The sequence below is a fragment of the Arthrobacter endolithicus genome (genome assembly GCF_026627425.1).
Taxonomy (GTDB): Bacteria; Actinomycetota; Actinomycetes; order Actinomycetales; family Micrococcaceae; genus Arthrobacter_M.
This window is the reverse complement of record NZ_JAPNLH010000012.1, coordinates 48547-72642: the sequence shown is the minus strand read 5'-3', so window position 1 is coordinate 72642 and position 24096 is coordinate 48547. Positions and strand designations below refer to the sequence as shown.

At 65.5% G+C, this 24096-nt stretch carries 25 protein-coding genes, 1 tRNA gene and 1 riboswitch; of the genes, 16 read left to right on the top strand and 10 right to left on the bottom strand.

The features are described from left to right. Window positions 1-17: 17 nt before the first annotated feature. The 5 genes from OS914_RS12055 (at window position 18) to OS914_RS12035 (ending at window position 5667) form a co-directional block, all read left to right on the top strand. A complete protein-coding gene (locus OS914_RS12055; protein ID WP_267546303.1) occupies window positions 18-704 on the top strand; it encodes an N-acetylmannosamine-6-phosphate 2-epimerase in 687 nt (228 codons plus the stop codon). A gap of 121 nt (window positions 705-825) precedes the next feature. Beyond that, window positions 826-2247 carry a dihydrolipoyl dehydrogenase family protein gene (locus tag OS914_RS12050; RefSeq protein ID WP_267546302.1) on the top strand — a complete coding sequence of 474 codons (1422 nt, stop codon included), beginning with the start codon at window positions 826-828 and terminating at the stop codon, window positions 2245-2247. Window positions 2248-2312: 65 nt separating this feature from the next. Further along, window positions 2313-3026: a heme ABC exporter ATP-binding protein CcmA gene (locus tag OS914_RS12045; protein WP_267546301.1), complete on the top strand. Its 714-nt coding sequence runs from the start codon at window positions 2313-2315 to the stop codon at window positions 3024-3026. After that, on the top strand, window positions 3023-5059 hold the full coding sequence (locus OS914_RS12040; RefSeq protein ID WP_267546300.1) for a YhgE/Pip domain-containing protein: 2037 nt from the start codon (window positions 3023-3025) through the stop codon (window positions 5057-5059). Before OS914_RS12045 ends, OS914_RS12040 begins: the two co-directional genes overlap by 4 nt. Further along, the gene (locus OS914_RS12035) at window positions 5056-5667 is read left to right on the top strand and encodes a TetR/AcrR family transcriptional regulator (RefSeq protein ID WP_267546299.1); all 612 of its coding nucleotides are present in this window, start codon (window positions 5056-5058) and stop codon (window positions 5665-5667) included. The genes OS914_RS12040 and OS914_RS12035 overlap by 4 nt, the downstream gene beginning before the upstream one ends. A 107-nt stretch (window positions 5668-5774) precedes the next feature. Here the strand turns inward: OS914_RS12035 and OS914_RS12030 are convergent, their stop codons facing one another. Together OS914_RS12030 and OS914_RS12025 are read right to left on the bottom strand one after the other, a co-directional pair. Then, a complete protein-coding gene (locus OS914_RS12030; protein WP_267546298.1) occupies window positions 5775-6302 on the bottom strand; it encodes a SixA phosphatase family protein in 528 nt (175 codons plus the stop codon). Window positions 6303-6324: 22 nt separating this feature from the next. Then, window positions 6325-7191: a winged helix-turn-helix domain-containing protein gene (locus OS914_RS12025; protein WP_267546297.1), complete on the bottom strand. Its 867-nt coding sequence runs from the start codon at window positions 7189-7191 to the stop codon at window positions 6325-6327. Between the two features lie 406 nt (window positions 7192-7597). Between OS914_RS12025 and OS914_RS12020 the strand changes: the two genes are divergently transcribed. Both OS914_RS12020 and OS914_RS12015 read left to right on the top strand, forming a co-directional pair. Beyond that, window positions 7598-8341 (top strand): response regulator transcription factor, encoded by a 744-nt coding sequence (locus OS914_RS12020; RefSeq protein ID WP_267546296.1) that lies wholly within the window; start codon window positions 7598-7600, stop codon window positions 8339-8341. 74 nt (window positions 8342-8415) lie between these two features. After that, the gene (locus OS914_RS12015) at window positions 8416-9831 is read left to right on the top strand and encodes a sensor histidine kinase (RefSeq protein ID WP_267546345.1); all 1416 of its coding nucleotides are present in this window, start codon (window positions 8416-8418) and stop codon (window positions 9829-9831) included. 9 nt (window positions 9832-9840) lie between these two features. On the opposite strand, the gene OS914_RS12010 is transcribed toward OS914_RS12015, so the two are convergent. Then, window positions 9841-11106, bottom strand: coding sequence for an MFS transporter (locus OS914_RS12010; RefSeq protein WP_267546295.1), 1266 nt, complete (start codon window positions 11104-11106; stop codon window positions 9841-9843). Further along, window positions 11103-11555 carry a MarR family winged helix-turn-helix transcriptional regulator gene (locus OS914_RS12005; protein ID WP_267546294.1) on the bottom strand — a complete coding sequence of 151 codons (453 nt, stop codon included), beginning with the start codon at window positions 11553-11555 and terminating at the stop codon, window positions 11103-11105. Before OS914_RS12005 ends, OS914_RS12010 begins: the two co-directional genes overlap by 4 nt. 197 nt (window positions 11556-11752) lie before the next feature. After that, a riboswitch (cyclic di-AMP (ydaO/yuaA leader) is annotated at window positions 11753-11940 on the top strand. A 4-nt stretch (window positions 11941-11944) separates the two neighbouring features. Here OS914_RS12005 and OS914_RS12000 point away from each other — a divergent pair. Then, window positions 11945-12610 carry an aggregation-promoting factor C-terminal-like domain-containing protein gene (locus tag OS914_RS12000; RefSeq protein ID WP_267546293.1) on the top strand — a complete coding sequence of 222 codons (666 nt, stop codon included), beginning with the start codon at window positions 11945-11947 and terminating at the stop codon, window positions 12608-12610. Between the two features lie 22 nt (window positions 12611-12632). On the opposite strand, the gene upp is transcribed toward OS914_RS12000, so the two are convergent. Continuing rightward, window positions 12633-13268 (bottom strand): uracil phosphoribosyltransferase, encoded by a 636-nt coding sequence (gene upp / locus OS914_RS11995; RefSeq protein ID WP_267546292.1) that lies wholly within the window; start codon window positions 13266-13268, stop codon window positions 12633-12635. A 97-nt stretch (window positions 13269-13365) separates the two neighbouring features. Between upp and OS914_RS11990 the strand changes: the two genes are divergently transcribed. After that, a complete protein-coding gene (locus OS914_RS11990) occupies window positions 13366-13803 on the top strand; it encodes a nucleoside deaminase (protein ID WP_267546344.1) in 438 nt (145 codons plus the stop codon). Window positions 13804-13954: 151 nt separating this feature from the next. Next, window positions 13955-14044: transfer RNA gene (locus OS914_RS11985), tRNA-Ser, on the top strand. Between the two features lie 139 nt (window positions 14045-14183). On the opposite strand, the gene OS914_RS11980 is transcribed toward OS914_RS11985, so the two are convergent. Further along, the gene (locus OS914_RS11980; RefSeq protein ID WP_267546291.1) at window positions 14184-14474 is read right to left on the bottom strand and encodes a hypothetical protein; all 291 of its coding nucleotides are present in this window, start codon (window positions 14472-14474) and stop codon (window positions 14184-14186) included. Window positions 14475-14724: 250 nt separating this feature from the next. Between OS914_RS11980 and OS914_RS11975 the strand changes: the two genes are divergently transcribed. After that, a complete protein-coding gene (locus OS914_RS11975) occupies window positions 14725-15540 on the top strand; it encodes an MBL fold metallo-hydrolase (protein ID WP_267546290.1) in 816 nt (271 codons plus the stop codon). 102 nt (window positions 15541-15642) lie between these two features. Here the strand turns inward: OS914_RS11975 and OS914_RS11970 are convergent, their stop codons facing one another. After that, window positions 15643-15978 (bottom strand): YnfA family protein, encoded by a 336-nt coding sequence (locus tag OS914_RS11970; protein ID WP_267546289.1) that lies wholly within the window; start codon window positions 15976-15978, stop codon window positions 15643-15645. 183 nt (window positions 15979-16161) lie between these two features. On the opposite strand from OS914_RS11970, the gene OS914_RS11965 reads away from it, so the two are divergent. The 3 genes from OS914_RS11965 (at window position 16162) to OS914_RS11955 (ending at window position 17664) form a co-directional block, all read left to right on the top strand. Then, window positions 16162-16488, top strand: a complete 327-nt coding sequence (locus OS914_RS11965; RefSeq protein ID WP_267546288.1) for a hypothetical protein — start codon at window positions 16162-16164, stop codon at window positions 16486-16488. Between the two features lie 17 nt (window positions 16489-16505). Continuing rightward, entirely contained in the window at window positions 16506-16796 is a 291-nt protein-coding gene (locus OS914_RS11960; RefSeq protein WP_267546287.1) for a hypothetical protein, read from the top strand. An 88-nt stretch (window positions 16797-16884) separates the two neighbouring features. Further along, the gene (locus OS914_RS11955) at window positions 16885-17664 is read left to right on the top strand and encodes a YcnI family copper-binding membrane protein (protein ID WP_267546286.1); all 780 of its coding nucleotides are present in this window, start codon (window positions 16885-16887) and stop codon (window positions 17662-17664) included. 84 nt (window positions 17665-17748) lie between these two features. Here OS914_RS11955 and OS914_RS11950 read toward each other — a convergent pair whose 3' ends face one another. Then, window positions 17749-17970: a hypothetical protein gene (locus OS914_RS11950; protein ID WP_267546285.1), complete on the bottom strand. Its 222-nt coding sequence runs from the start codon at window positions 17968-17970 to the stop codon at window positions 17749-17751. A 6-nt stretch (window positions 17971-17976) separates the two neighbouring features. Next, window positions 17977-18138 carry a hypothetical protein gene (locus OS914_RS11945; RefSeq protein ID WP_267546284.1) on the bottom strand — a complete coding sequence of 54 codons (162 nt, stop codon included), beginning with the start codon at window positions 18136-18138 and terminating at the stop codon, window positions 17977-17979. Here OS914_RS11945 and OS914_RS11940 point away from each other — a divergent pair. Next, complete coding sequence (locus tag OS914_RS11940) at window positions 18137-18538, top strand: DUF4232 domain-containing protein (protein ID WP_267546283.1); 402 nt, start codon at window positions 18137-18139, stop codon at window positions 18536-18538. The two genes, OS914_RS11945 and OS914_RS11940, sit on opposite strands and share 2 nt — an antisense overlap. Before the next feature lie 28 nt (window positions 18539-18566). On the opposite strand, the gene OS914_RS11935 is transcribed toward OS914_RS11940, so the two are convergent. After that, window positions 18567-19058, bottom strand: a complete 492-nt coding sequence (locus OS914_RS11935) for a hypothetical protein (RefSeq protein WP_267546282.1) — start codon at window positions 19056-19058, stop codon at window positions 18567-18569. 216 nt (window positions 19059-19274) lie between these two features. Between OS914_RS11935 and OS914_RS11930 the strand changes: the two genes are divergently transcribed. Further along, entirely contained in the window at window positions 19275-24089 is a 4815-nt protein-coding gene (locus OS914_RS11930; RefSeq protein ID WP_267546281.1) for an ATP-dependent helicase, read from the top strand. Window positions 24090-24096: the final 7 nt, after the last annotated feature.

Sequence of the window (24096 nt, the reverse complement as noted above, 5' to 3'; positions counted from 1 at the left end):
CATTATGAGGAGTGAGCATGACCCTGAAACTGACCAATCTGGATGTCCTGAAGGGCCAGCTTATTGTTTCCGCCCAAGCGTACCCGGGCGAGCCGATGCGCGATCCTCGGACCACCGCCCAGGTGGCGGCCTCGGCCGTCATCGGGGGAGCCGCAGCGGTCCGGGTGCAGGGTATTGCTGATATCCAGTTCACCCGTTCTGCCGTCGAAGTGCCCGTGATTGGACTCTGGAAAGACGGACACGATGGCGTCTTCATCACCCCCACCCTCCGCCACGCGCTGGCCTGCGCTAACGCCGGTGCGCACATTGTGGCTATCGACGGTACCCGCCGACCCCGTCCGGACGGACTTGACCTGGCCGCAACCATCGCGGGGATCCACGCAGAATCCAATGCGCTCGTCATGGCGGACTGCGGCTCCCCGGCGGATGCCGCGGCGGCGGCGGCAGCCGGCGCCGACCTGATCGGCACCACGTTGGCGGGCTATTCCGGGGAACGCGCCAAGACCCAGGGACCGGACCTGGACATGCTGGCGCAGATCGTCGCTGCGGAACTGGGCCTGCCGCTGATCGCAGAAGGGCGCATTCATACCCCGGTCCAGGCCCGGCAGGCGCTCGATGCCGGCGCATTCGCCGTCGTCGTCGGAACCGCTATAACGCACCCGGCCTCCATCACCGGCTGGTTCAAGGACGCCCTCAGCGCCTAATCCACAACGCCAGCGTTCCACAGCCACCTGGGTTCCCCAGCGGTCCTCCTGCTTGTGCCGCAGCTGCGGTGAAGCAGGGCTGTATCGTGCGCGTGCGGCACAGTCGACGTAGGCTCGACTCATGGCTCAGACGCGAACGGTTGATGTTGTCATTATCGGTGCCGGTGCCGCGGGCGAAAATGCCGCGGACAGGGTAGTAAAGGGTGGCCTCTCGGCGATCTTGATCGAGGCCGAACTCGTCGGCGGGGAATGCTCCTATTGGGCCTGCATGCCGTCCAAGGCGCTGCTGCGCCCCGGAGCGGCCCTGTTGGCGGCCCGGTCCGTGGCCGGTTCGCGGGAGGCCGTGACGCGGACCTTGGATGCGGCCGCCGTGCTTAAACGCCGGGATGAGTTCACTTCGCACTGGCAGGACGATAGCCAGGTCAGTTGGGTGGACAACGCCGGTATCGAGCTGATCCGCGGGCATGCCTGGCTCACCGGTGAGCGCTCCGTGGAGGTGGCGGGGAACGACGGCGGCACGCATGTTCTGCATGCCACGCACGCCGTCGTCCTGGCAACCGGTTCCGTGCCCACTGCTCCCCCGCTGTCCGGCTTGGCCAACATCGAGTATTGGGGCACCCGCGAAGCAACGTCGGCCAAAGCCGTCCCGGACCGGCTGACGGTGTTCGGCGGCGGAGTTGCCGGTGCCGAACTGGCACAAGCATTCGCCCGGCTCGGTTCCAGTGTCACCCTGGTGGCGCGTGGCGACCTGCTCACCATGTATCCCACCGAGGCCCGCGAGCTGGTCAAGGCCGGATTGCGGGCTGACGGCGTGGACCTGCGCCTGCATACTTCCGCGGACAGTGTGCGGCGCAATGCCCGCGGCGAAGTGGAACTGGTCCTCTCCGACGGCAGCGGAACGGTGACGTGCGATGAACTGCTCGTTTCCACCGGGCGTCACCCGGCATTGGAGGGCCTGGGGCTGGAGAGTGTCGGCCTGGAGGCGAAAAAGCTCGATACCGACACCACCGGCCGGGTTTCCGGCAAGGATTGGCTCTACGCCGTGGGGGATGCGGCCGGGAAGGTGCTGCTGACGCATCAGGGGAAATACGAGGCGCGTGCCACGGGTACCGCCATCGTGGCCCGTGCGGCGGGGACGCTCCACGGCGCGCCCGCACCCTGGAGCGCGGGCGCGCAGACCGCCAACGACCGAGCAGTACCGAACGTTGTTTTTACCGACCCGGAGGTTGCCTCCGTCGGCTTGTCGGTCCAGCAGGCGCGCGACGGCGGACGAAACGTTTCCGAGGTGTCGCTGCCGATCGCGGTGGCCGGGTCCGCGCTGTATGCCGACGACTATAAGGGCTGGGCCCAGCTGGTGATCGACGAGGACAACAAGACATTGCTGGGTGCGACGTTTGTCGGTCCGGATGTCGCCGAACTGCTGCATGCGGCCACGATCGCCGTCGTCGGGCAGGTTCCGTTGGATCGCCTGTGGCACGCCGTCCCGTCCTACCCCACCGTGAGTGAGGTCTGGTTGCGGCTACTGGAAAAATACGGCCTCTAGAACTATTTGAACTGACCGGTCAGTTTTGGTAGGATTTAGGCGGCTCAATAATCCACCGGAAGGCCATGTCTGTGCTGTCAGCTTCGAAGCTTCAGGTCCAGGGCCGTCACCGGGACCTTCTCCCGGCGACCAGCCTGGAGGCGCAGCGCGGAACCCTCCTCCTGGTCCAGGGGGACGGCCAGGAACGGCGCACAGCCCTGGCTCTGACCCTGACCGGAAGAATGCGGCCCACCTCAGGATCCGTACACTGGGGACATGAGGGGGATATTGCGCACCTGCGCCGGCACAGTGCGCTGATCGACGCGCCGGACGTCAACGAACCCGAACAGCATCTGAGCGTGCAGGATCTGACCGCGGAGGACCTGGCCCTGGTGCCGCGCAAATTCCGCGACCGCACCCGCCCGGCGGCATGGTTGGCCGAGCACGGGCACGCGGACGTCGCCGCCAAATGGGTCGATGAACTGGACCCGGAACCTCGGCTGAAGCTACTGACCGATCTGGCCCTGGCGAATGCGGACGTCGATGTGATGGTGGTCGATTCACCCGATCGGCACAGCGCCGACCCGCAGGACTGGCTGCCGTTCCTGCAACGGCTCGCGGCGGGCAGCGGAACGGCAGCCCCGGTGCGTCCGCTGACGGTGATTGTCACGGTCGCGACCATACCGGAGAACTGGCACGGCGCCGTCGCCCGTTTGGGAGACACTCCCCCCGAAGTAAATACAGCCGGGAGTCCACGCACGGAACCGGCGCTTAACGACGAATCGCAGGAAACCAAATGACCGTCCTCCGTCTCGCTCTTTCCGAGCTCAAGCGCATGACGGGGGGCCTGCTTCCGAAGCTGACCATCCTGGCGCTGATCATGGTTCCGCTGCTCTACGGCGCCCTTTACCTGTATGCCAACTGGGATCCGTACGGCAATCTTGACCAGCTTAAGGCGGCCGTTGTTGTCCAGGACCAGGGCGCCACCACCAAGGACGGCAAGCACCTCCAGGTGGGCAATCAGGTGGCGCAGACCCTGATCGACGGTAAAAAGTTCGACTGGGTTAAGGTGGATTCTGCCCAGCAGGCGGACAGCGGAGTGGAATCCGGCGAGTACGCGTTTGCGCTGAAGATTCCCCGGGACTTTTCCCAAAACCTCGCATCACCGGAAAATTTCGATTCCGCGAAACAAGCTATTTTGGGCGTCACCACCAATGATGCCAACAACTATCTACTGACCTCCATTATCGACAAGGTGACCACGCAGGTGCACCAATCCGTGGCCAAGGAGGTGGGGCAGACCACCGCGGACGCGCTGCTGACCGGTTACGGCACCATTCATACGCAAATCGTTAAGGCGGCCGACGGCGCCGGCCAGCTCGCATCGGGAGCGGCAGGTCTGCGCGACGGTGCTGCACAGCTGCACACGGGCACGGGTACGCTGACCGGCGGCGCGAATCAGTTGGTGGACGGCCAGAGCCAGCTGGTGGACGGCGCGAACCAGCTCAATAACGGCGCCGGGCAGCTGAGCACCGGCCTGGACCAGCTGAAGTCCCAAACCGCCTCGTTGCCGGTCGATAGCCAGGCACTCTCCGCCGGAGCCGCACAGGTGGCGGCCGGAAACGCGACGCTGAATACCAAAGTCCAGGATGCCGTCGGCGGGCTTGATCAACTGGATGCGGCGGCAAAAACGGGCTTCTCGCAGCGGCTCGATGCGCTCGTCGCGGCCGGAACGATTCCCCAGGCAGACGCGGACAAGATCAAGGCCGATGTCCAATCCGCCCCGGTCGGCCCGGCCGTGCTGGACGCCAAGGCGAAGCTGCACACCGATGCGGCGGACGTGCAGCAGCTCGCGGCGGGCTCGCAGGCCGTGGCCGGGGGCGCTGCCAAACTCGCCGCGGCCGCTCCGACCCTGACCGGTGCCATCACGCAGGCCAACGACGGCGCGGCCCGGCTCTCCTCCGGGGCCGCCACACTCGCGGCCGGCCAACAGACCGCGCTGGATGGCAGCCGCCATCTCGCCGCCGGCGCCCAGGCACTTGACGACGGTGCCGCCAAGCTCGACGGCGGTGCAAAAACGCTGTCCACCGGAGCCGCCACGCTGGCCGATGAACTCGCCAAGGGTGCCGGTCAGGTCCCGAATCCCAACGACGCGCAGAAGGCCAATGCCGCCAAGGTCATCTCGGACCCCATCGCCGTCAATTCGCTGTCCCAGGCGCAGGCCGCCAACTACGGCTCCGGACTGGCACCGTTCTTCCTGGTCTTGGCCCTGTGGATCGGTGCTTTCATGCTGGTCCAGGCCATGCGTCCGGTGACCCAGCGCGCATTGGCGTCCAACGCACCGTCCTGGAAAATCGCCGTCGGCGGTTGGCTGCCGTTTTTTCTAGTGTCCACGCTGCAGGCCGTGGTGATGTATCTGGTGGTCTATTTCGGGCTCGGGCTGAATCCGTCGCATCCGGTGCTCACCCTGGGCCTGCTGCTGCTGGCCTCGATGGCCTTCACCGCCATCATCCAGGGCATAGTAGCGCTGCTGGGCACGGTGGGAAAGTTTGTGGTTCTGATACTACGGGTGCTCCAGCTGGTCAGTTCCGGCGGCACGTTTCCTTGGCAGACTACACCCGGGCCGCTGCATGCGATCCACACCATAATGCCCATGGGCCATGTAGTGGAAGGTATGCGGCACCTGATTTACGGTGCCGATCTGGCCCCCGTGGGATCGATTGTCCTTGGCCTGATCGGTTATACGCTCTTTGGCCTGGTGTTGTCCTTTTTCGCGGTGCGCAAGCATAAGTTCTGGACACTGAAGACGCTGCAACCGGAGATTGCGGTATGAGCGAACCTGCGCACCCTGCCCAATCGCGGCGGCCCGCCCGGACCAACGCCACCCGGCAAAAGCTCTTCGATGCATCCATGCTGCTGATCGGCGAGCGTGGACCCGCCAGTGTGACGGTAGACGAAATTGCCGCCGCGGCGGGAGTTTCCAAGGGCACCGTGTATTACAACTTCGGCAGCAAATCGGAGATGATCGCGGCTCTGCTGGAGCACGGCGTGGAAATGCTCGAGTCCCGTCTGGTCTCGCTTTCTCCGGCAGCAAAGGCCGTGGATGACCTGCAGGAAATGCTCGGTGCCATGCTGGATTTTTTCGCCGAGTATCCCTCCTTCGCCCAACTGCTGGTCAGCGAGATGTGGCGCACCCCCGGCGAGTGGCACGAGACCTTGACCCTGCTGCGTGAGCGGCTGGTCGGCGTGATCGGCGGCGCGGTGGAACGCGTGGCCCAGGAGAATCAGGTGGATACGGAGATTACCCCGGCCAGCGTGGCCGGGGCGATTCTGGGAGCCACGTTCGTGATCGGGCTGGACCGGCTGGTATTCCATCCGGACCGCTCACGGGAACAGGCCCTCGCTGTGGTCATGACCGTCATCCGCGGCTATCTGAGGTAACCCCGTCGATTCCCCCTCTTCCGCTCCCGCTGAGTGGGTACATCTGCCCCTAAAATCCCCCACGGAAGGGGCAGATGTACCCACTCAGCGGAGTCTTCGCGGTATTTTCAGGCCGCGCGGGGAACTGCGAAGGCCGTGGCGCGGGCGTCCTGGCCGTCGAGCCCGGCCCAGGTTCCGGCGTACTCGAAGACCGCAAGCGCACTCGTGGGGTAGCTCATGGCCAGATTCGTATACGCTGATTCATCCGAATCCCGGGACGCCAGCCGCAGACCAAGCTCCTGGATGCCCGGCAAATGGCTGATCACCAGCAACGTTCGGACAGTCTCCGGCAGATGGTTCACCACGGCCAGCATCTCCCCTGCGGAGGCGGCGTACAGCCGGTCCTCCAGCTTGGCGGTGGGCGCCTTGTCGCCGAGCTGCTGACAGACCCACGTGCAACTCTGCCGCGCCCGCAAAGCACTGGAACAGAGAATGAAATCGGGGATCACCGAGTTCTCCAGCAGCCAACGGCCCGCAACGGCCGCATCCGCGTGTCCACGCTGCGCCAGCGGCCGGTCATGGTCCGCCACCCCCAGCGGGTACGCCGCCTTGGCGTGCCGCATCAAGACAAGCCGCAGGAGGTGTGTTTCGCTCATGACCTCAGTCTAATGACCACCGTTAGATGGAGTATTCCGGCGCCGCCCAGACCACCACTTCGGGATGCTCGTAGAACCGGTATCCCTCGCCGCGGACCGTGCGGACCGTATTGGCCAGCCGTCCCAGCTTGGACCGTAGCCGGCGGATGTGCACGTCGATGGTGCGCTCATTAGGTACCTCGTCCGCATTGCGCCACAGCCCGTCCAGCAGCTCCTCGCGTCCCACCGTTCGGGTGCCGTGTTCCACCAGGTAATTGAGTAATTCAAATTCTTTGAACGTCAGGTTCAGCGTCTCCCCGTCAAGGTGCACTTCCCGGCGCGCCAAGTCAATCAGCACTCCGGTGGGCCGGGTTTCAGGGACCGGCCGCTGCCGGGCCGTGTCCTGACGCTGGCGCACCAGCACGGCCGGATCCCCGAAGGTGGACCGCACCACGTCCAGAGCCGTCCCGGGGGCATCCGCCGGAGCGAGGGCGACGGCGGCATAGCTCTGCGCCTGCGGCACCAGCGTCTGCGCGTAGGCGCGGATATCCTGAGCCAGTTTGGCCAAGGAGGTTCCCGCCGCCGCAGCGGTCTCCTCATCCACACCCACATACAGCACAAACCCGCGGGCTACGTTCTCCACCTGGGCGCTACGACGGCGCTCGAAACCGGGGACAACCGTCGTGGGGGCCGTCGAGGGAACTGCCGGGAGGTAAGGGCCCCGGCTTCCCTGACCGGGCGTCGGATTACGGGAGTCCTGATATCCGAGTCCGTGCCCCGCCCCGGGCGCCGGGTGGGGCACGGACTCGGCAAACGGGGCCCGGAAACTGTTGTTGGTGGTGGCGCCGCCGATCGCGGCCTTGCCCGCGTTGCGGACGGAGATGTGGACGTATCCGGATGCTACTGACATGGTGACCTCGATGTGAATAGCCGCCTTCGCGGCACGAATGCTTCTTCACTCCCGCCCAAACGGCGGAGTAAATGCCCATGGCGGGCGGGTCCGAAGACCCATAATGCCTAAACTCTGGGGTAGTGAGTCAGGCCTGCATTCGACAACAGCACATGAGCCTGCCAGCGGTTTCACTGGGTAGGGTCGCTGCGGCTGCAGATGCCATTGAGTGGATGTTCACAATGAGAGTCTGTCGCGTAACAAACCCAACGTGCAAGTAACATTGGGGAAAATCATCCGCATGCTGAGACAAAGACGTCCATCGTGATGCAGGTCACGTTGCTCCAGGCCTCACGCGGACCCCACTCACAGCCGACCGTCAGGTAACACCCAGCGGCTCGAAACGAGCGCGGTGCACAATGATGTCATGGCATCCTCGAGCTCCCTGACGGACCATCTGCCCCATCTGACGCATCCGGACGGCTCCCCTATCCGCGCCCTTGTCGTCGATGACGAACCCAGCCTGGCCGAGCTGATGCGGGCCGGGCTGCAGATGTCGGGCTGGAACGTCCGGGTGGCCAACGATGGCGACCGGGCTATTAAAACGGCCCGTGAGTTCCGTCCGGACGTCCTGGTGCTGGACGTGATGCTTCCGGGGCTCGACGGCGTCGCGCTGCTGGGCAAGATCCGCACCTTTGCGCCGGGGTTGCCGGCGCTGTTCCTGACCGCCAAGGACGCGGTGGAGGACCGACTCGCCGGATTGGCGGCAGGAGGGGATGACTACGTCACCAAGCCCTTCAGTATGGAAGAGGTCCTGCTCCGACTGCACCGGATCGTCCAGCGCTCCGGCGTTACGGCCGGCACTGGCGCAGAACTGGTGGTTGGAGATCTGCAGTTGAACCAGGACCCCCGCGAGGTCACCCGAGGGGGCGAGCGCATCGCGCTGACCGCCACCCAGTACGAGCTGCTGCGCTATCTGATGGAAAATCCCCGGCGTGTGGTCAGTAAGGCGCAGATTCTTGAACGCGTGTGGAACTATGACTTCGGTGGGGAGGCAAACATTGTGGAGCTGTACATTTCCTACCTGCGCAAAAGGATCGACGCGAACCGGCCGCCGATGATCCATACCATCCGCGGTGCGGGCTACGTGCTGAAACCTGCTGTGAGGTGAAGACCGGAGGATCCCGACCGCGCTTGCCGCGGCCGCATTGGGCCGGTGTGAAAGCATGGCGTTTGCGCACCAAGATGGTGCTGGCCACGATGGCCCTGCTCACTGCCATCTGCCTCATCGTGGGATCGGTTAGCTATGCTGCGGTGCAGTCATCCCTGATGCACCAGCTGGACACCACCTTGAACGAGGCCTCGCACCGGGCCGTGGTATTCAGCAGCGGAGCTCCGCCGCGGGGCTCATCGGGGTCCCGCCCGAACCCCTTGAATGCGCGCGGCACCGGCATCGGAACCCTCAATGCCCGTGTTTCCGGCGGCACCGTGACCAGTGCAGGCCTGCTCGCAAATGACCAGACACTAACCGGAATCACTCCAGACGATGCGCAGACCCTGCGCACAGTTGCCGTCGGGGCCGCGCCGGTGGATCGGACCCTCTCCAGCGGCGAATACCGCCTGACGGCAATCCGGGTCCCGGACGGGGATGTCGTCGTCACCGGCCTGCCACTGGCTGCCAATAATGCCATTCTGGCTTCCCTGGTCCTCGCGATTGTGCTGATTTCGCTCGGCGGCCTTGCCGCCGTCGGCCTGGTGGGGACCGTGATTATTCGCCGTACCTTGGCGCCGCTGGAAGAACTTTCCGCGGTAGCCGGCAGAGTCGCCGAGCTGCCGCTGGAGGCCGGCGAGGTGGCACTGACCGAACGCGTCCCGCTTGACGCCGCGAACCCGGCAACGGAAGTCGGCAACGTGGGCCATGCGCTTAACAAGCTGCTGGACAACGTTTTCAGCGCTCTGGTGGCCCGGCAGAGGAGCGAGACCAAGGTCCGTCGTTTTGTTGCCGACGCCAGCCACGAACTCCGCACGCCCCTGACGGCCATCCGCGGTTACACCGAATTGCTGCGGGCCACTGAGACTCTGAGTGCTGAAGGGATGAATTCGCTGGACCGGGTGGAGTCGCAGTCCCGACGGATGGGCACCCTGGTGGAGGATCTGCTGCTGCTGGCCCGGCTCGACGAGGGTCTGCCCCTAGCCAGTCACGAAGTGGACCTGACCGAAGTCGTCGTCGAATGCGTATCCGACCTCCGCGTGATGGCCAACGACCATCGATGGCAGCTGGACATCCCCAGCGAACCCCTGAACATCTGCGCCGATGAGACACAGCTTCGCCAGCTGCTCACCAATCTGCTCAGTAATGCCGTCAAGCATACGGCTGCCGGCAGCACCATTTGTACCCGCCTGCAACGATCCGCCGTGGGCGCCGTGATCCTGACCGTTGCCGACGATGGGCCAGGCATCCCGGCCGAATTCCAGGACAAGGTCTTCGACCGCTTTGCCCGCGCGGATCTTGCCCGTGCCGGGAGTACCGGGAGCACCGGACTTGGATTGGCCATTGTGCAGGCGATTGCCCACGCCCACGGCGGCCGGGTCGAGCTGCGCAGCAGGCCAGGGCGCACCTCTTTCATCGTCCACTTGCCGCAAAGACTGGTCGTCCCGTGACGACCCGGCCTAACCGCGCAGCGGCCGCCGAAAACTGAACTGCGTCACGCTGTGCATTTGATCGCGCAACCGGACGTCGTTGCGCCGATTGAGCAGGATCAGCGCCCAGACACCGGCCACCAGGGCTACCACAGCGCCGATTCCGACCGACCAGCGGGCGCCAAAGACGGTCCCGATCCAACCGACCAGCGGTGCGCCTATCGGCGTCCCGCCCTGCAGCACCACCATGTACACCGCCAGAACGCGTCCCCGCATCACCGAATCCGTGGAGAGCTGGACGCTGGTATTGCAGGCGTTCATAAAGGTCAGCGATGCCAGTCCCACGGGGATCAGGGCCAGGGCATAGAGCCAGTAGCTGGGCATCAGCGCCGCGACGGCAACGAACACCGCGAACGCCAGCACTCCGCCGATCACGTAGCGCATTCTGGTGCCCTGCCGTCGGGCCGCCAGCAGCGCCGCCGCCAGCGTGCCCACCGCCATGACAGACCCCAGCAGCCCGTATTCGCCTGCTCCCAGATGGAAGACCTGCGTGGCCATGAGCGCGTTGGTGATCTGGAAGTTCATCCCAAAGGTGGCGACCACCCCGACCAGCACCATAATCATCATCAGATCAGGACGCCGCCGGATATAGACCAAGCCTTCCCTGATCTGGCCCTTGCCCCGCGGCGCGCGGGCGGAGGGATGCAGCTCCTCGGGGCGCATCCGCAACAGTGAGATCAGCACCGCAAGGAAGCTGGCCGCGTTGAGCAGGAACGCGGTTCCGGTGCCAAACCCGGCAATCAGGAATCCGGCAACGCCGGGGCCGGCGAGACGGGCGAGGTTGAACGACGCGCTGTTGAGGGCGACGGCGTTAGGAACGTCGCGCTGCTCCACGACCTCGGAGACAAACGCCTGCCGGGACGGCGCGTCAATGGCACTGGCGACGCCCAGCAGCAGCGCGATGGCAAAGACCTGCCAGAGCTGGACGGTATGGGTCACCACGAGTAGTCCAAGCGTGAGTGCGCACAGCCCCATTGCCGTCTGGGTGCACAGCAGAATTCTACGCTTGGAGATGCGGTCCCCCAGCAGTCCGGCGAAGGGGCCTATGAAAACGATCGGCAGGAACTGCAGACCCGTGGTGATGCCCACGGCCGTCCCGGAGTGGTTGGTCAAGATGGTCAGCACCAGCCAGTCCTGCGCCACGCGCTGCATCCAGGTCCCGATATTCGATACCAGCGCACCACCGACCCATAACCGGTAGTTATAGACCTTCAGGGCCCGGAACATTTCCTTCATTTGCCGCTCATTTGCTGCAAAATGCGCGCCGCGTCGGTAAGCACGGCGCGTTCGCCAGGTTCCATCCCCGCGAGGCGTTCCGCCAGCCACGCTGTCCGGTGGGTACGCGCCTCCGCCAGAACGGCCCGGCCGGCCGCCGTGATATTCACCAGAACCTGCCGGCGATCTGTGGGGTGGTCACTGCGCGTCACCAGCGCGGACAGTTCAAGGGCGTTCACGATCCTGGTCATCGACGGCGCCTGGACGTGTTCCCGGTCGGCGAGCTGGCGCAGGGTCATCGGATCAGGGTGGATGGCCGCGAGCACAGAATACTGGCCCGGCGACACGGCCTCGCCGCTGCCCTCGGTACGCAGCCGGCGCGAGGTGCGCATCACGGCGATCCGCAGATCCACGGCCAGGGCGCCGACATCCTCCGGAGCCGACAGCGCCGCGCGTTCTACTGTAGTCATATAGTTAGCCTAGGTCATTACCCTTGCTAAGTACATTCGTTGAGGTAGGCGCGACCATCTTGCAAGGCGGCCGCACATAGATACACCTCCAACCCCGCCCGTTATCAAAATGTGACTATTCGGCTACTGTCCGGTACGATTACCAAGGCGTCAAATCCGGCAACTACTGCCACTGGTGCCCGTGGCCGGATCGCCGAGCTCTGCCGCCGCCCACGTTCCGTTCTAGGAGAGGCAGAGACGGGGGACCCACTTTGTGGGCTTCCCTCCCGAAGCCCTTGGGGTTAAGTCATCTGCGTCCTTCTGCCGTACTCGGCTCGGGACCGGAGAGCCGGATGCTCTCATCCGAACCCGACAGCTCACCTCGCAGGCGCGTTAGAGAGGTTTTCAGCATGTCCCAGAAGTCCCAACACGGCCGCCGCCGGATCGAAACGCTGCGCGGCACCTCTGCCGCCCGTCGCTGGTGGGAAGCGGCGCCCAAGCCCGGCCCGGCCGGCAGGCGAATGACCGCCGTCGCCATCGCCGGCTTCCTCCTCGTCGGCGTCGGTGCCTCCAACGCCGCTCTGAACAACGGCGGAACGCCTGGTCCGCAGGCTGCACCTGCCGACGCAGCCGTCGCCGCCCCCAGCAGCGCAACGCTGTCGTTCACCCGGACAGCCGTCAAGTCCAGCGCCGCTCCCACGGCGACACCCAACGTCCGCGCCGCTGCCTCCGACGTGCAGGTGCTCGGCGCCAACGGCGGGGCCGTCAATGATCCGGCCGGGGCCAAAGCCTACGCCGCCGCGTCGCTGGCTTCCTTCGGCTGGGGACCGGAGCAGATGGCCTGCCTACTGCCTTTGTGGACCCAGGAATCCGATTGGACCACGACCGCGGAAAACCCGTCCACCCTGGCCTACGGAATTGTCCAGTCGCTCCCGGCCGAGAAAATGGATTCCGTCGGCAATGACTGGAAGAACAATTACCAGACACAGATCAAATGGGGCCTGAACTATATTAAGGACCGCTACGGCTCACCGTGCGGAGCCTGGGACCACGAAACGGCCATGAACTGGTACTGATCCGCAGTTAATGGGCCCGACGCTAGTGCACGACGCCATAGAGACGGTCGCCGGCATCGCCTAGCCCGGGCACGATGTAGGCATTCTCGTCCAGCTTCTCATCGATGGACGCCAGCACAATGGTGACGTTCTTGCCTTCCAGCTCATCGCGCAGCTTCTGCAGCCCTTCCGGTGCCGCCAGCAGGCATATGCAGGTGATATCGGCTGCACCGCGGGCAAAGAGGAACTTGATGGCCTCCCGCAGGGTCCCACCCGTGGCGAGCATCGGATCCAGCACGTAGACCTGCCGACCAGTCAGATCATCGGGCAGACGCTCCGCATAGGTGATTGCCTCCAGCGTCTGCTCATGCCGCTCCATCCCCAGGAACCCCACCTCGGCAGTGGGGAGGAGCCGCGTCATCCCCTCCAGCATGCCTAGGCCTGCACGCAGAATCGGGACCACCAGCGGCGTGGGCTTGCACAGACCGGTGCCGACCGTCGTCGTCACCGGCGTCTCGATGTTAACCGGCTCCACGCGCACGTCGCGGGTCGCCTCGTAGGCCAGCAGCGTGACCAGTTCTTCGGTCAGCAGCCGGAAAATCGGCGACGTGGTGTTTTTGTCCCGAAGAACGGTGAGTTTGTGGGCAATGAGCGGGTGGTCCGCAACAAGTACGCGCATAGGTAAAAGTTACCATTGAGCCGTGACCTCAATAGCAAAGTCCCCCTCAGCGCCCGCGCCCGAAGGCGGTCGAGACCGTGCCCGGTACCGCGCGTGGATGGCTCTGGCACTGGACCAGGCAGCGCAGGCCGGGGCCACCGCGGACGTGCCGATCGGCGCCGTCGTCCTCGGTCCTGACGGAGCCGTTCTCGGGTCAGGCTGCAACGAGCGCGAGGCCCTGGAAGACCCGACGGCGCACGCCGAGATGATCGCCATCCGCGCCGCCGCGCGCGAACTGGGCAGCTGGCGGCTGGACGGCTGCACGCTGGCGGTCACGCTGGAACCGTGCGCCATGTGCGCCGGAGCCATTGTGCTGGCCAGGCTCCCGCGCGTGGTATTCGGAGCGTGGGACGAAAAAGCAGGCGGGGCCGGATCCGTCTTCGACATTCTGCGCGAACGCAGGCTCAATCACTGGGTGGAGGTGTTCCCCGGCGTCCGGGAGGATGAATGCGCCGCCCTGCTGCGGGACTTTTTCGCCGACCGGCGCCTTCCGTAGTTGCTGCACCCTTCAATCCCTCCCCGTCCCCGCCCGGGACGCGGGGCCGCGCGACCCGGCGCCGAATTTGGGGCGGGACCCGGCGCCGTATCCGAGGCGGGGAACGGTGCTTTTGGGAAGCGGGCCGTCCGTCCGGTAAAGTAGCTGCGTTGGTGACGTGTCCGAGCGGCCGAAGGTGCAACACTCGAAATGTTGTTCAGGTGAGAGCCTGACGTGGGTTCAAATCCCACCGTCACCGCCAATTGAGAAACCCCTTCTTCCCTTTGTTTACAAGGGAGGAAGGGGTTTCTTGCACGAAGCCAGCCCACTGGGGCACATTTGGGGCACCTCTGATTGTGAGCAGACCCCTGCTCCCAGATGGATTTGTCTGTAGCCAGCGTTTAGCTGTACTCGGAATATGCGGTTTCCCTTTGTTGTGGCCGTACACGTCCGGGCAGCGCGTCAATTTTCTCAAGGGCGCGGTGGGCTGCAACCACGAGCAGGCAAAAGCCCACGAGGCTAAGCAGCGATCCGAAAGCTATCACTGCGATATAGCCGGCGGCAATTCCGGAGCTACCGTCGGCGGTGGCAAGATACATCCCCAAGGCGGTTGCTGCCGCGCCCAATAAGGGTCCCCCAAAAAATAGCGTGATGCCTGCGACGAAAAGACCTGCGGACCGCTTGAACTGCATATTTCCCCCTGGGAGTATTCGACAATTGAGAATACAACGACTAAGGGAACATTACGGCTTACCTGCCACGGACACTCACAGAGGAATCGGGCCTAAAGGACTGGCCGTGCTTTGTCCTCACCGCCGCAAATCCCCAAAGCCACGTGAGAAGGCTCCTAATCCCCTGGATGCCAAGGGAATCAGAGGCCTTTCTCATACACTGGGTCTCACTGCACCCGGCCCTGGAGCCGCTGACAGCCAAGGAGACACCATGACCATCTGGACCTGCGCAACCTGCGCCATCGAGCATCCCGACTCCCAGACGCCCCCGGTGAGCTGTGAAATCTGCGCCGATGATCGGCAGTTTGTGCCTGCGGGAGGTCAGCGGTGGACCACGCGGGAAGAACTCGCAACCGCCGGCCACAGGATCACGGTGCGTGAACTCGAGCCGGATCTCTACGCGGTGGAGTGCGCCCCGAGACTTGGCATCGGCCAGCGCGGCCTACTGCTCCGCACCGGGCACGGCAACCTGCTCTGGGAGCCGCCGGGTTTCATCGACGACGCAGGAGTCGAGGCCGTCCGCGCACTCGGCGGCGTTGCGGTCATTAGCTCAAGTCACCCGCATCTGACCGGCTCCTCCATTCAATGGAGCCACGCCTTCGGTGGCGCACCCGTGTACATTGCGGCGGCAGATCAGAAATGGATCAGGCGTCCCGATCCCGTCATCCGGTTGTGGGATGCCGGCTGCGAGCTCCTGCCAGGACTTTCGATGCTGCAATGTGGCGGTCATTTCGCCGGCAGCAGCATTGTCAACTGGCCCGACGGCGCCGGCGGTCAGGGCGCGCTCCTTACCGGGGATACCATCGCCATCGGTGCGGACCGAAAGTCCGTCAACGTCATGCGCAGCTTCGTGAACAACATCCCGCTCCCCGAACGGGCAGTCCGCAGAATTCTCGACGTAGCGACGCCCCTGGAATTCGACCGGATTTACAGCGCCTTCGGACTCATCGCGGCCGGTGCAGGCCCGATTGTGGACGGTTCCTTGCAACGATACATCCACTGGATCCGCGGCGAGGTGGAGGAGTAGCCGCACGAGGCGAAAACACCGCTCGCCTCATGCTGCGGGCTCGTTGTCAGGCAACGGTTTGGTGGCGCGGGCAGATGCCGTTTCGCCTGGCGGTCGAGCAGACTATGCGTTCCGCGGCGCGAACATGATGACGGCCACGCCGACCAGACACACGGACGCACCGATCACATCCCACCGGTCGGGACGGAAACCATCCAGCAGCACCGCCCACAACAGCGACCCGGCAACAAAAACTCCACCATAGGCAGCAAGGATCCGGCCAAAGTTTGCATCCGGCTGGAGTGTGGCCACGAAGCCGTACATCCCCAGCGCCACGATGCCCAGGCCGGCCCACCACCACGCTTTGCCTTCCCGGACGGCCTGCCAAATCAGCCAGGCTCCCCCGATCTCGGCGACCGCAGCAAGCACGAACAGGACTATTGATCGGAAAATTGTCACTCGTCCAGTGTCCCCTGCGTTACCCGGCCATCCCTTACCGGCCCGGTCACGAATAGTAGGTAAACTGGCTCCGGACACCGCCGGAGCTTCACGGGAGCCAGCGCGGAGCCGTCCATCTATCGTCGTTGTGCGGCATCGGCGCGCTGCGATTCGTTGGGGCATTCTGGAACCGAAGGAGGACACGTGACCGCCGTTTCCGCGCCGTTCCGCTGGCTGCGCTCCGGGGCTATCGGGGGGACAATCCTGGCGCTTGCGGCGGGTGCGCATACCTTGGCCGGCGGCGTGCTGCCGCCACCGGTCCTCATGCTCGCCCTGACTGCACTGACTGCAGCGGTGTCTGCCGTGGTGACCAGTATCCGCGTTCCGCTGACCCTGATGCTGGCGTTGCTCGGGGCCAGCCAACTCCTGCTGCACAACGTCTTCGACCTGCTGTCCAACCCCATGTTTCCCACGGCCGCGTTGGTCGAGCCGGCCATGGCGCATCATCCCATGGTGTGTCAACCGCCCTGACACCCCAAGCAACCGCGATGGCGCACATGCCCATGCAGCTAGGACCTTCGGCTGCCCTGGCCATGACGCTGGCGCACATCGGCGCTACCTTGGCCTCCGCCGTCGTGCTGGCCAAAGGGGAGGAAGCTCTGTGGCTACTCGCCGACTGGCTGCGCCCACTGGTGCGGCTGGCCGCGCCCGTCAGTGCCGCCGTCGCTCCCTTCCCGTCGCTTACCGCGGCCAATAGCCCCCTCCGTCCGCAGCCGAGGCGAAATTTGCGGGCCGACAGCCGGCGCGGGCCGCCAGCTCCGACACCGACTAACGTTTAGCACCCTTCCGGCAGATCCGTGGGGGTGTCCACACCCTCACCGCTCCCGGGCACGCCGTAGTGGCCGGCTGTAATGACAAGGATTTCCGATGGACTCGCACACCAAAAATACCACCCGTGACAACACGCCCCGTTCGGGTAAAACCAGGCGTCGCGCGCTCAAGGCGACGCTTATTGCCGGGGCCACTATTGGCCTGATGACGGCCGGGCTGTCCGCGGCCTCGGCGCACGTGGATATTTCCCCGGACAGCACCGCTGCCGGTTCCTACTCGCTGCTGACGTTCAGCGTGGGGCACGGCTGCAACGGATCCCCCACCACCAAGATGACCATCGATCTGCCGAAGGAACTCAGCGACGCCACGCCTACGGTGAACCCGAACTGGACCATCAGCAAAACGACGGAAAAACTCGCAACGCCGCAGAAACTGGCGAACGGCAGCTCGGTCACGGAGCGGACCAGCCAGATCATTTACACTGCGAAAACCCCGCTTGACGCCCATCAGCGCGACGCGCTGGCGCTGTCCTTGCAGTTGCCGGACAAGGTCGGGGAGACGCTGTACTTCCCCACTCTGCAGACCTGCGAAACCGGCGAGACCAACTGGGTGGAGGTTGCCGCCGCAGGGCAGGATCCTGAGTCCTTGAAGGCGCCGGCACCCCTGGTGACGGTCACCGCGGCGCAGGCGGCTCCGAGCACGACGACGGCCGCAGGGGCAGCGTCCGGCGGCGGCGCCAACGTCGCGGGCGCCGACACCGGGAACTCCGACAGCGCCAGCCAGGCACCCGGATGGATCGGACTGGCCGCCGGCGTCTTGGGCCTGGGTATGGGCGGGGTCGCTCTGGCCCGGACGCGCAAACCGGCCGCAAAGTAGGTACGGAGAACTAGGCGCCCGGCGCTCCAGGTCCGGAGCGCCGCCCGGGGCTCCAGGTCCGGAGCGCCGGGCCGTTGGCCAGGGTCACGATCCTAAGAAGAATGCGCCGCAGGCTGTGGCGGAGATTGACTCGGGCAACCTGAGGGGTAAGTCTGGTTCAATGATGACTCGGGGACACGCGAAGATATTGACCGTTCTAACAGCGACGGCGGCAGCGATTGGGCTGGCTGGCTGCGGGGGTTCGACGACGCCGGTAGCCACCGGATTGGCCGGCGGCAGCACGCCGTCGTCCTCTGCGTCCAGCACGTCCAGTCATTCTTCCGCCGGCCCGTCCGCGAGCGCTTCCCCGTCGGCAGCGCCGTCCCCGTCGGCAGCGCCGTCGTCGGCAGTTCCGTCGTCAACAGCTCCGTCGTCAACGGCGCCCTCAACTACCGGGTCTCCGGTTGCCGGGCCCGCTCTCTGCACGGCCGCCATGCTGTCTGGCTCCGTTGATGACACCGGAGGCGGGGCGGCGGGCAGTATCTACATGAAAATAATCCTGCGGAACACCTCGAACGCAGCGTGCATCTTGGATGGCTATCCGGGAGTTTCCCTGGTCGGCAACGGCAACGGCACACAGTTGGGCGCTCCGGCCTCCCGTAACCCTGACCTGCCTTCCTCCGGCCCCATCACGTTGGAAACCGGTTCCAGTGGCGTTGCCGTCCTGCGGTACACCCAGGCGGGGAATTACCAGGGCTGCACCCAGGCACCGGCTGACGGCCTGCGGATCTACCCGCCAAGCGCCACCGACGCCCTCTATATTCCGCACCCGCTGACGGCCTGCACGGACACCAGTATTGTCCTGCTGACAATCGGTGCATTCCAAAAGTCCTAAGGGCACTGTGGCCGGGGCCTAGCGCCGACTAGAAGTGGATCAGCGAATCCAGATCGACTGTCTGGGCCGGAGGCCGCCGACCGTACCGCATCAGATGCAGGCGAAGGGCCGCCATGACAAAGGCGGCCGCCGTCAGGCCTTGAAGCGCGCCGCCCCACACTGCGGCGGTAATGATCATTCCCAGAAGGGCTGTCACGCAGGCCGTGGCCCCGGCCGTGACAATCACGCGAACGCGCTCCAGCACGCCGTAGGCGAGCACCCCGCCGCCAAGGGCCAGCCAGGGGACGCAGCCGTGCAGTATGCCGGTGAATCCGCCCAGCAGCAGCCCAAGCGCAACGGCACCGGCCGTATAAAGATAGGGCCGGAGCTCACCGCGCAGAACCGGCGGATTCCGGTAGGACCACCAGGCGGTGGCACCGGTAAACAGCAAAGAGGCAATGAGGTAGTAGAAAGGCACCGCGGCCTTACTGGAGTTGGCCATCAGGGCAATGGCTGCTCCGCCCAAAAAGAGCGCGCCCATGCAAGCCATGGGGAACCATGCATTCCCCATCTGCCGCGAACCCACGGCCCCTCCGTCCCCGATGTTTGGTGCTCTGCCGCTAGTGACCCACGGCAGAGGCAGCGTTGCCGTTTATACCGTCACAGTACAGCCAGATCGACGCGCTGCCGCGCAGACACAGCGTACGGCGGGAAATGTCAGTGCCCTGCGAGATGATGGAACCGTGGCGAGAAGTTCATGAGTCCTCAGATGGAGCAGTTCACGGCGGCAACCCGGGAGTGGTTTCTGGGTGCCTTTCCGGCGCCCACGCCCGCTCAAACGGGTGCGTGGAAGGCGATTTCCGGCGGATCCCATTCGCTCGTGATCGCCCCTACAGGTTCCGGCAAGACGCTCGCTGCATTCCTCTGGGCGCTGGACAGGCTGATTGCCGATGAGCGGGATCCGCAGGCCGGAGCCGGCACACGCGTGCTTTATATCTCACCGCTGAAGGCACTCGGTGTGGATGTGGAGCGGAACCTGCGCGCTCCGCTGATCGGCATTACGCAGACCGCGAAGCGGCTCGAGTTGGCAGCCCCGCACATTTCCGTCGGCGTGCGGTCCGGAGACACGCCCCCGGCGCAGCGGCGATCGCTGCTCGCGCACCCGCCGGATATCCTCATCACCACTCCCGAATCTCTGTTCCTGATGCTCACATCCAAGGCCCGCGCCACGCTGGCGCAGGTGGACACGGTGATCCTTGACGAGGTGCACGCCGTGGCCGGGACAAAGCGGGGCGCGCACCTGGCACTTTCGCTGGAACGCCTCGATGCGCTGCTGGACAAACCCGCGCAGCGGATTGGCCTCTCCGCCACGGTGGAGCCGCGGGAAACCGTGGCACGTTTTTTGGCCGGCTCGGCGCCGGTGGAGATCGTTGCTCCGGTCACGGCGAAGAACTGGGACCTCTCCGTCACGGTGCCGGTGGAGGACATGACGGCGCTGCCCGCACAAGCGGGAACGCGTGGTGGCGCGGGCGTGGACGGGCCGCCAGCGAACGCCTCGATTTGGCCGCACGTGGAGGAAAAGATTGTCGACCATGTGCTGGCCAACAAATCCACCATCGTCTTTGCCAACTCCCGACGGCTTGCCGAACGCCTCACCGCGCGGCTGAACGAAATCTACGCCGAACGGCTCGCCTCGATGGAGGCCGACGCTGTACTTCCGGATGCTGACCGGCCGCCGTCGGGAGCCCTCTCCACTCCGGCGCAACTGATGGCGCAGGCTGGAGCAACCAGTGGGGCCGAGCCTGTCCTCGCCAAGGCCCATCACGGTTCCGTATCCAAGGACCAGCGCGCCCTGATTGAGGACGATCTCAAATCCGGCCGCTTGCGCTGCGTCGTCGCCACGTCCAGCCTGGAACTGGGCATCGACATGGGCGCTGTGGACCTGGTGATTCAGGTGGAATCTCCACCGTCGGTGGCCAGCGGCCTGCAACGGGTGGGCCGCGCGGGGCACCAGGTGGGCGAAATTTCGCACGGTATTTTGTTCCCGAAGCACCGCGCGGATCTTGTCCATTCCGCTGTAACCGTAGAGCGGATGCTGGCGGGCCGGATCGAATCCTTGTCCATCCCGTCGAATCCGCTCGACATTCTGGCGCAACAGACGGTGGCGGCCACGGCCCTGGGCAGCATTGACGTGGAGGAATGGTTCGATACGGTACGGCGCTCGGCCCCGTTCGCAACATTGCCGCGGTCCGCCTTCGACGCCACCTTGGATTTGCTCGCTGGCCGCTACCCCTCTGACGAGTTCGCGGAATTGCGCCCGCGGATTATCTGGGACCGGACCGGCGGCACGATCACCGGACGCCCCGGAGCCCAGCGACTCGCGGTGACCTCCGGAGGAACCATCCCGGACCGCGGCCTCTTCGGCGTCTACATTGTCGGCTCGGAACAGGACGCCGCACCGGGAGCGAAGGCCAAGGGCGGCCGGCGGGTGGGTGAGCTGGACGAGGAAATGGTGTACGAATCCCGTGTCGGTGATGTCTTCGCCCTCGGGGCCACGAGCTGGCGGATCGAGGATATTACCCATGACCGTGTCCTGGTGTCCCCGGCGTATGGCCAGCCTGGAAAGCTGCCGTTCTGGAAAGGCGACTCGCTGGGCAGGCCCGTGGAGTTGGGCCGTGCGCTCGGTGCCTTCATGCGCGAGCTCTCCGGAGCGGACCCCGCCGCCGCGTTGCAACGATGCCTCGCCACGGGGCTCGACGACTGGGCGGCCGGCAACCTGCTCGGCTACCTCACGGAACAAAAACTGGCGACCGACGTCGTCCCCAACGACACCACCTTGCTGGTCGAGCGCTTCCACGATGAACTGGGCGACTGGCGGGTGGTCCTGCACAGCCCGTATGGAATGCCTGTGCACGCGCCGTGGGCACTGGCGGTGGGAGCGCGTCTGCATCAAAGGTATGGCCTGGACGGCTCCGCTATGGCCTCCGATGACGGCATAGTGCTGCGCGTGCCGATGATGGACGACGACCCGCCGGGGGCCGACCTTTTCCTCTTCGAAGCTGCCGAACTGGACAGCATTGTCACTGCGGAAGTCGGCGGTTCCGCACTGTTCGCCTCACGGTTCCGCGAATGTGCCGCCCGCGCTCTGCTGTTGCCGCGGCAGAACCCGGGTAAGCGCTCCCCGCTCTGGCAGCAGCGCCAGCGCTCCGCCCAACTTCTGGACGTGGCGCGCAAATATCCGACGTTCCCGATCGTGCTGGAAACCGTGCGCGAGTGCCTGCAGGATGTCTACGACCTGCCCGCACTAAAGGAGATCGCGGCCGGTATTGAACGGCGGGAATTGCGTTTAGTGGAGATTACGACCCCGCAGCCTTCACCCTTCGCCAGATCCCTGCTGTTCGGCTACGTGGCGTCGTTTTTGTATGAGGGTGATTCGCCGCTGGCCGAGCGCCGCGCCGCGGCGCTGTCCCTGGATCCGACCCTGCTTAATGAACTATTGGGCCGTGCGGAACTGCGCGAGCTGTTGGATCCGAAGGTCATCGACCAGACGGAGGCTCAGCTGCAACGGCTGGCTCCGGACCGCAGGGCGCGCGGCATGGAGGGTGTTGCGGATCTGCTGCGGCTGCTGGGCCCGCTGAGCGAGGACGAAATCCAGGCCCGGCTGGAACCGGCGGGGCTTACCGATGGCGACGGCGTCCCGGCCGGCGACTACGCAGACGGGACCGCCGCCGCGGCTGGCCTGCATGCGGCTGCCTTGGTCACGGCCAACCGGGCCTTGAAAGTCAAAATGGCCGGAACGGAACGATTCGCAGCTATCGAGGACGCGGCCCGGCTCCGCGACGCACTGGGAATTCCGCTGCCCATGGGCGTTCCGTTGGCCTTTATTGAACCGGTGGCGGACCCGCTCGGCGACCTCCTGGGCCGCTATGCGCGAACGCACGGGCCGTTTACCGCAGCGGAAGCTGCCGTTCGGCTGGGACTCGGTGTCGCCGTCGTCGGCGGCGGCCTTGCCCGGCTGGCCGCGGACGGGCGCGTGACCGAAGGCGAATTCCGTCCCACCGGGGCACCAACAGCCGCAACACTTACACTTATTTCATCGTCAGCAGCAGCCCCCTCGGAGTGGTGCGATGTTGAGGTGCTCCGCAAGCTGCGCCGCCGCTCGCTGGCGGCCCTCCGTGCAGAGGTGGAGCCGGTGGATCCTGCCGCCTATGCGCGGTTCCTTCCGGCGTGGCAGCATGTCCGCACCACCGGCAATCCCGTGCCGCAGGGCCAGACCACGCAGCTAAGGGGGCTCGATGGCGTGCTCACCGTGGTGGATCAGCTTGCGGGGGTTCCGATTCCGGCATCGGCCTGGGAGCCGCTGGTGCTCGCCGGCCGCGTCGGGAATTTTGTCCCAGCCATGCTCGATGAGCTCACCGCCGCCGGCGAAGTCCTTTGGTCCGGTGCGGGTTCGCTGCCCGGAAATGACGGCTGGATCAGTCTCCACGTCGCCGAATCGGCGCCGCTGACCCTTAATCCGCAGGCCGGGTTCGAACCCAGCGACCTGCAGCTGAGATTGCTGAATCATCTTTCCGGCGGCGGCGCTTACTTCTTCCACCAGTTGAAAGAGGTGGCCGGACCCGCCGCCGGGGATACCGAAGTACTCACCGCCCTGTGGGAGCTTGTCTGGGCCGGCCGAATCAGCAACGACACCTTCGCCCCGGTCCGGTCCCTGCTGGCAGGGGGCCATACGGCGCATCGGCAGCCGCCGGCAACTCCCCGACTGCGCTCGGCCGGCCGGTACGGGCGCTTGGGCCGCGCCTCGGCGGCGGGAACCGGGAGCAGCTCCGGCTCCGGTTCCGGTGGACCCGGCGCTGTTTTATCCGGGGGTGGACCACCCGGCGCCAGGGCAAAGCGGAGTGCGCCTGCGCTGGCCGCCGGGCGCTGGAATGTTTTGCCGGCCAAGGAAGCGGAGTCCACTGTCGCGGCCCATGCCATGGCCGAGTTGCTGATGGACCGGTACGGCGTCGTGACACGGGGCTCCGTGATGAATGAAAATATTCCCGGCGGCTTTGCCCTGATGTACAAGGTGCTCGCGCGGCTGGAAGAATCCGGGCACAGCCGGCGCGGGTACTTCATTGAACATCTCGGCGCGGCTCAGTTCGCCGTTCCGGCAACGGTGGACCGGCTCCGCTCCTTCACCCAGGATGACGCCGCGCGGCAATCCGAGCCGGCGGCCCTGGCCCTGGCGGCAACGGATCCCGCCAACCCCTACGGCGCCGCCCTTGCCTGGCCGGCGCTGGAGGTGGGGCACCGGCCGGGACGCAAGGCCGGGGCGCTGGTGGTGATGGTGGACGGCGAGCTGGTGCTGTATGTGGAGCGGGGAGGCAAGACAGTGCTCGCTTTCACCACCGACCCCGTTCATCTCACCCTGGCCGGACGGGCCCTGGCCGCCGTGGTCAAACGCGGCGCGGTGGACAAGCTCGCCATCGAAAAGGTCAATGGCCAGGGGATTCTGGACACGGTGCTGGCCGCTGCGCTGGTAGAGGCGGGCGCGTACACCACGCCCCGCGGGCTGCGGATCCGTGCCTGAGGGGGAT

Coding starts and splice junctions, on each gene's coding strand:
- OS914_RS12015 (WP_267546345.1), top strand. CDS start 8,416: ATGGTGCTGGCCACGATGGCCCTGCTCACTGCCATCTGCCTCATCGTG.
- OS914_RS12035 (WP_267546299.1), top strand. CDS start 5,056: ATGAGCGAACCTGCGCACCCTGCCCAATCGCGGCGGCCCGCCCGGACC.
- OS914_RS11930 (WP_267546281.1), top strand. CDS start 19,275: ATGAGTCCTCAGATGGAGCAGTTCACGGCGGCAACCCGGGAGTGGTTT.
- OS914_RS11960 (WP_267546287.1), top strand. CDS start 16,506: ATGGCGCACATGCCCATGCAGCTAGGACCTTCGGCTGCCCTGGCCATG.
- OS914_RS11940 (WP_267546283.1), top strand. CDS start 18,137: ATGCTGTCTGGCTCCGTTGATGACACCGGAGGCGGGGCGGCGGGCAGT.
- OS914_RS12020 (WP_267546296.1), top strand. CDS start 7,598: ATGGCATCCTCGAGCTCCCTGACGGACCATCTGCCCCATCTGACGCAT.
- upp (WP_267546292.1), bottom strand. CDS start 13,268: ATGCGCGTACTTGTTGCGGACCACCCGCTCATTGCCCACAAACTCACC.
- OS914_RS11955 (WP_267546286.1), top strand. CDS start 16,885: ATGGACTCGCACACCAAAAATACCACCCGTGACAACACGCCCCGTTCG.
- OS914_RS12040 (WP_267546300.1), top strand. CDS start 3,023: ATGACCGTCCTCCGTCTCGCTCTTTCCGAGCTCAAGCGCATGACGGGG.
- OS914_RS12000 (WP_267546293.1), top strand. CDS start 11,945: ATGTCCCAGAAGTCCCAACACGGCCGCCGCCGGATCGAAACGCTGCGC.
- OS914_RS11975 (WP_267546290.1), top strand. CDS start 14,725: ATGACCATCTGGACCTGCGCAACCTGCGCCATCGAGCATCCCGACTCC.
- OS914_RS11935 (WP_267546282.1), bottom strand. CDS start 19,058: ATGGGCGCGCTCTTTTTGGGCGGAGCAGCCATTGCCCTGATGGCCAAC.
- OS914_RS12045 (WP_267546301.1), top strand. CDS start 2,313: ATGTCTGTGCTGTCAGCTTCGAAGCTTCAGGTCCAGGGCCGTCACCGG.
- OS914_RS11980 (WP_267546291.1), bottom strand. CDS start 14,474: ATGCAGTTCAAGCGGTCCGCAGGTCTTTTCGTCGCAGGCATCACGCTA.
- OS914_RS12025 (WP_267546297.1), bottom strand. CDS start 7,191: ATGTCAGTAGCATCCGGATACGTCCACATCTCCGTCCGCAACGCGGGC.
- OS914_RS12010 (WP_267546295.1), bottom strand. CDS start 11,106: ATGAAGGAAATGTTCCGGGCCCTGAAGGTCTATAACTACCGGTTATGG.
- OS914_RS12050 (WP_267546302.1), top strand. CDS start 826: ATGGCTCAGACGCGAACGGTTGATGTTGTCATTATCGGTGCCGGTGCC.
- OS914_RS11990 (WP_267546344.1), top strand. CDS start 13,366: ATGGCTCTGGCACTGGACCAGGCAGCGCAGGCCGGGGCCACCGCGGAC.
- OS914_RS12005 (WP_267546294.1), bottom strand. CDS start 11,555: ATGACTACAGTAGAACGCGCGGCGCTGTCGGCTCCGGAGGATGTCGGC.
- OS914_RS11945 (WP_267546284.1), bottom strand. CDS start 18,138: ATGGCGGCCGTGCAGAGAGCGGGCCCGGCAACCGGAGACCCGGTAGTT.
- OS914_RS12030 (WP_267546298.1), bottom strand. CDS start 6,302: ATGAGCGAAACACACCTCCTGCGGCTTGTCTTGATGCGGCACGCCAAG.
- OS914_RS12055 (WP_267546303.1), top strand. CDS start 18: ATGACCCTGAAACTGACCAATCTGGATGTCCTGAAGGGCCAGCTTATT.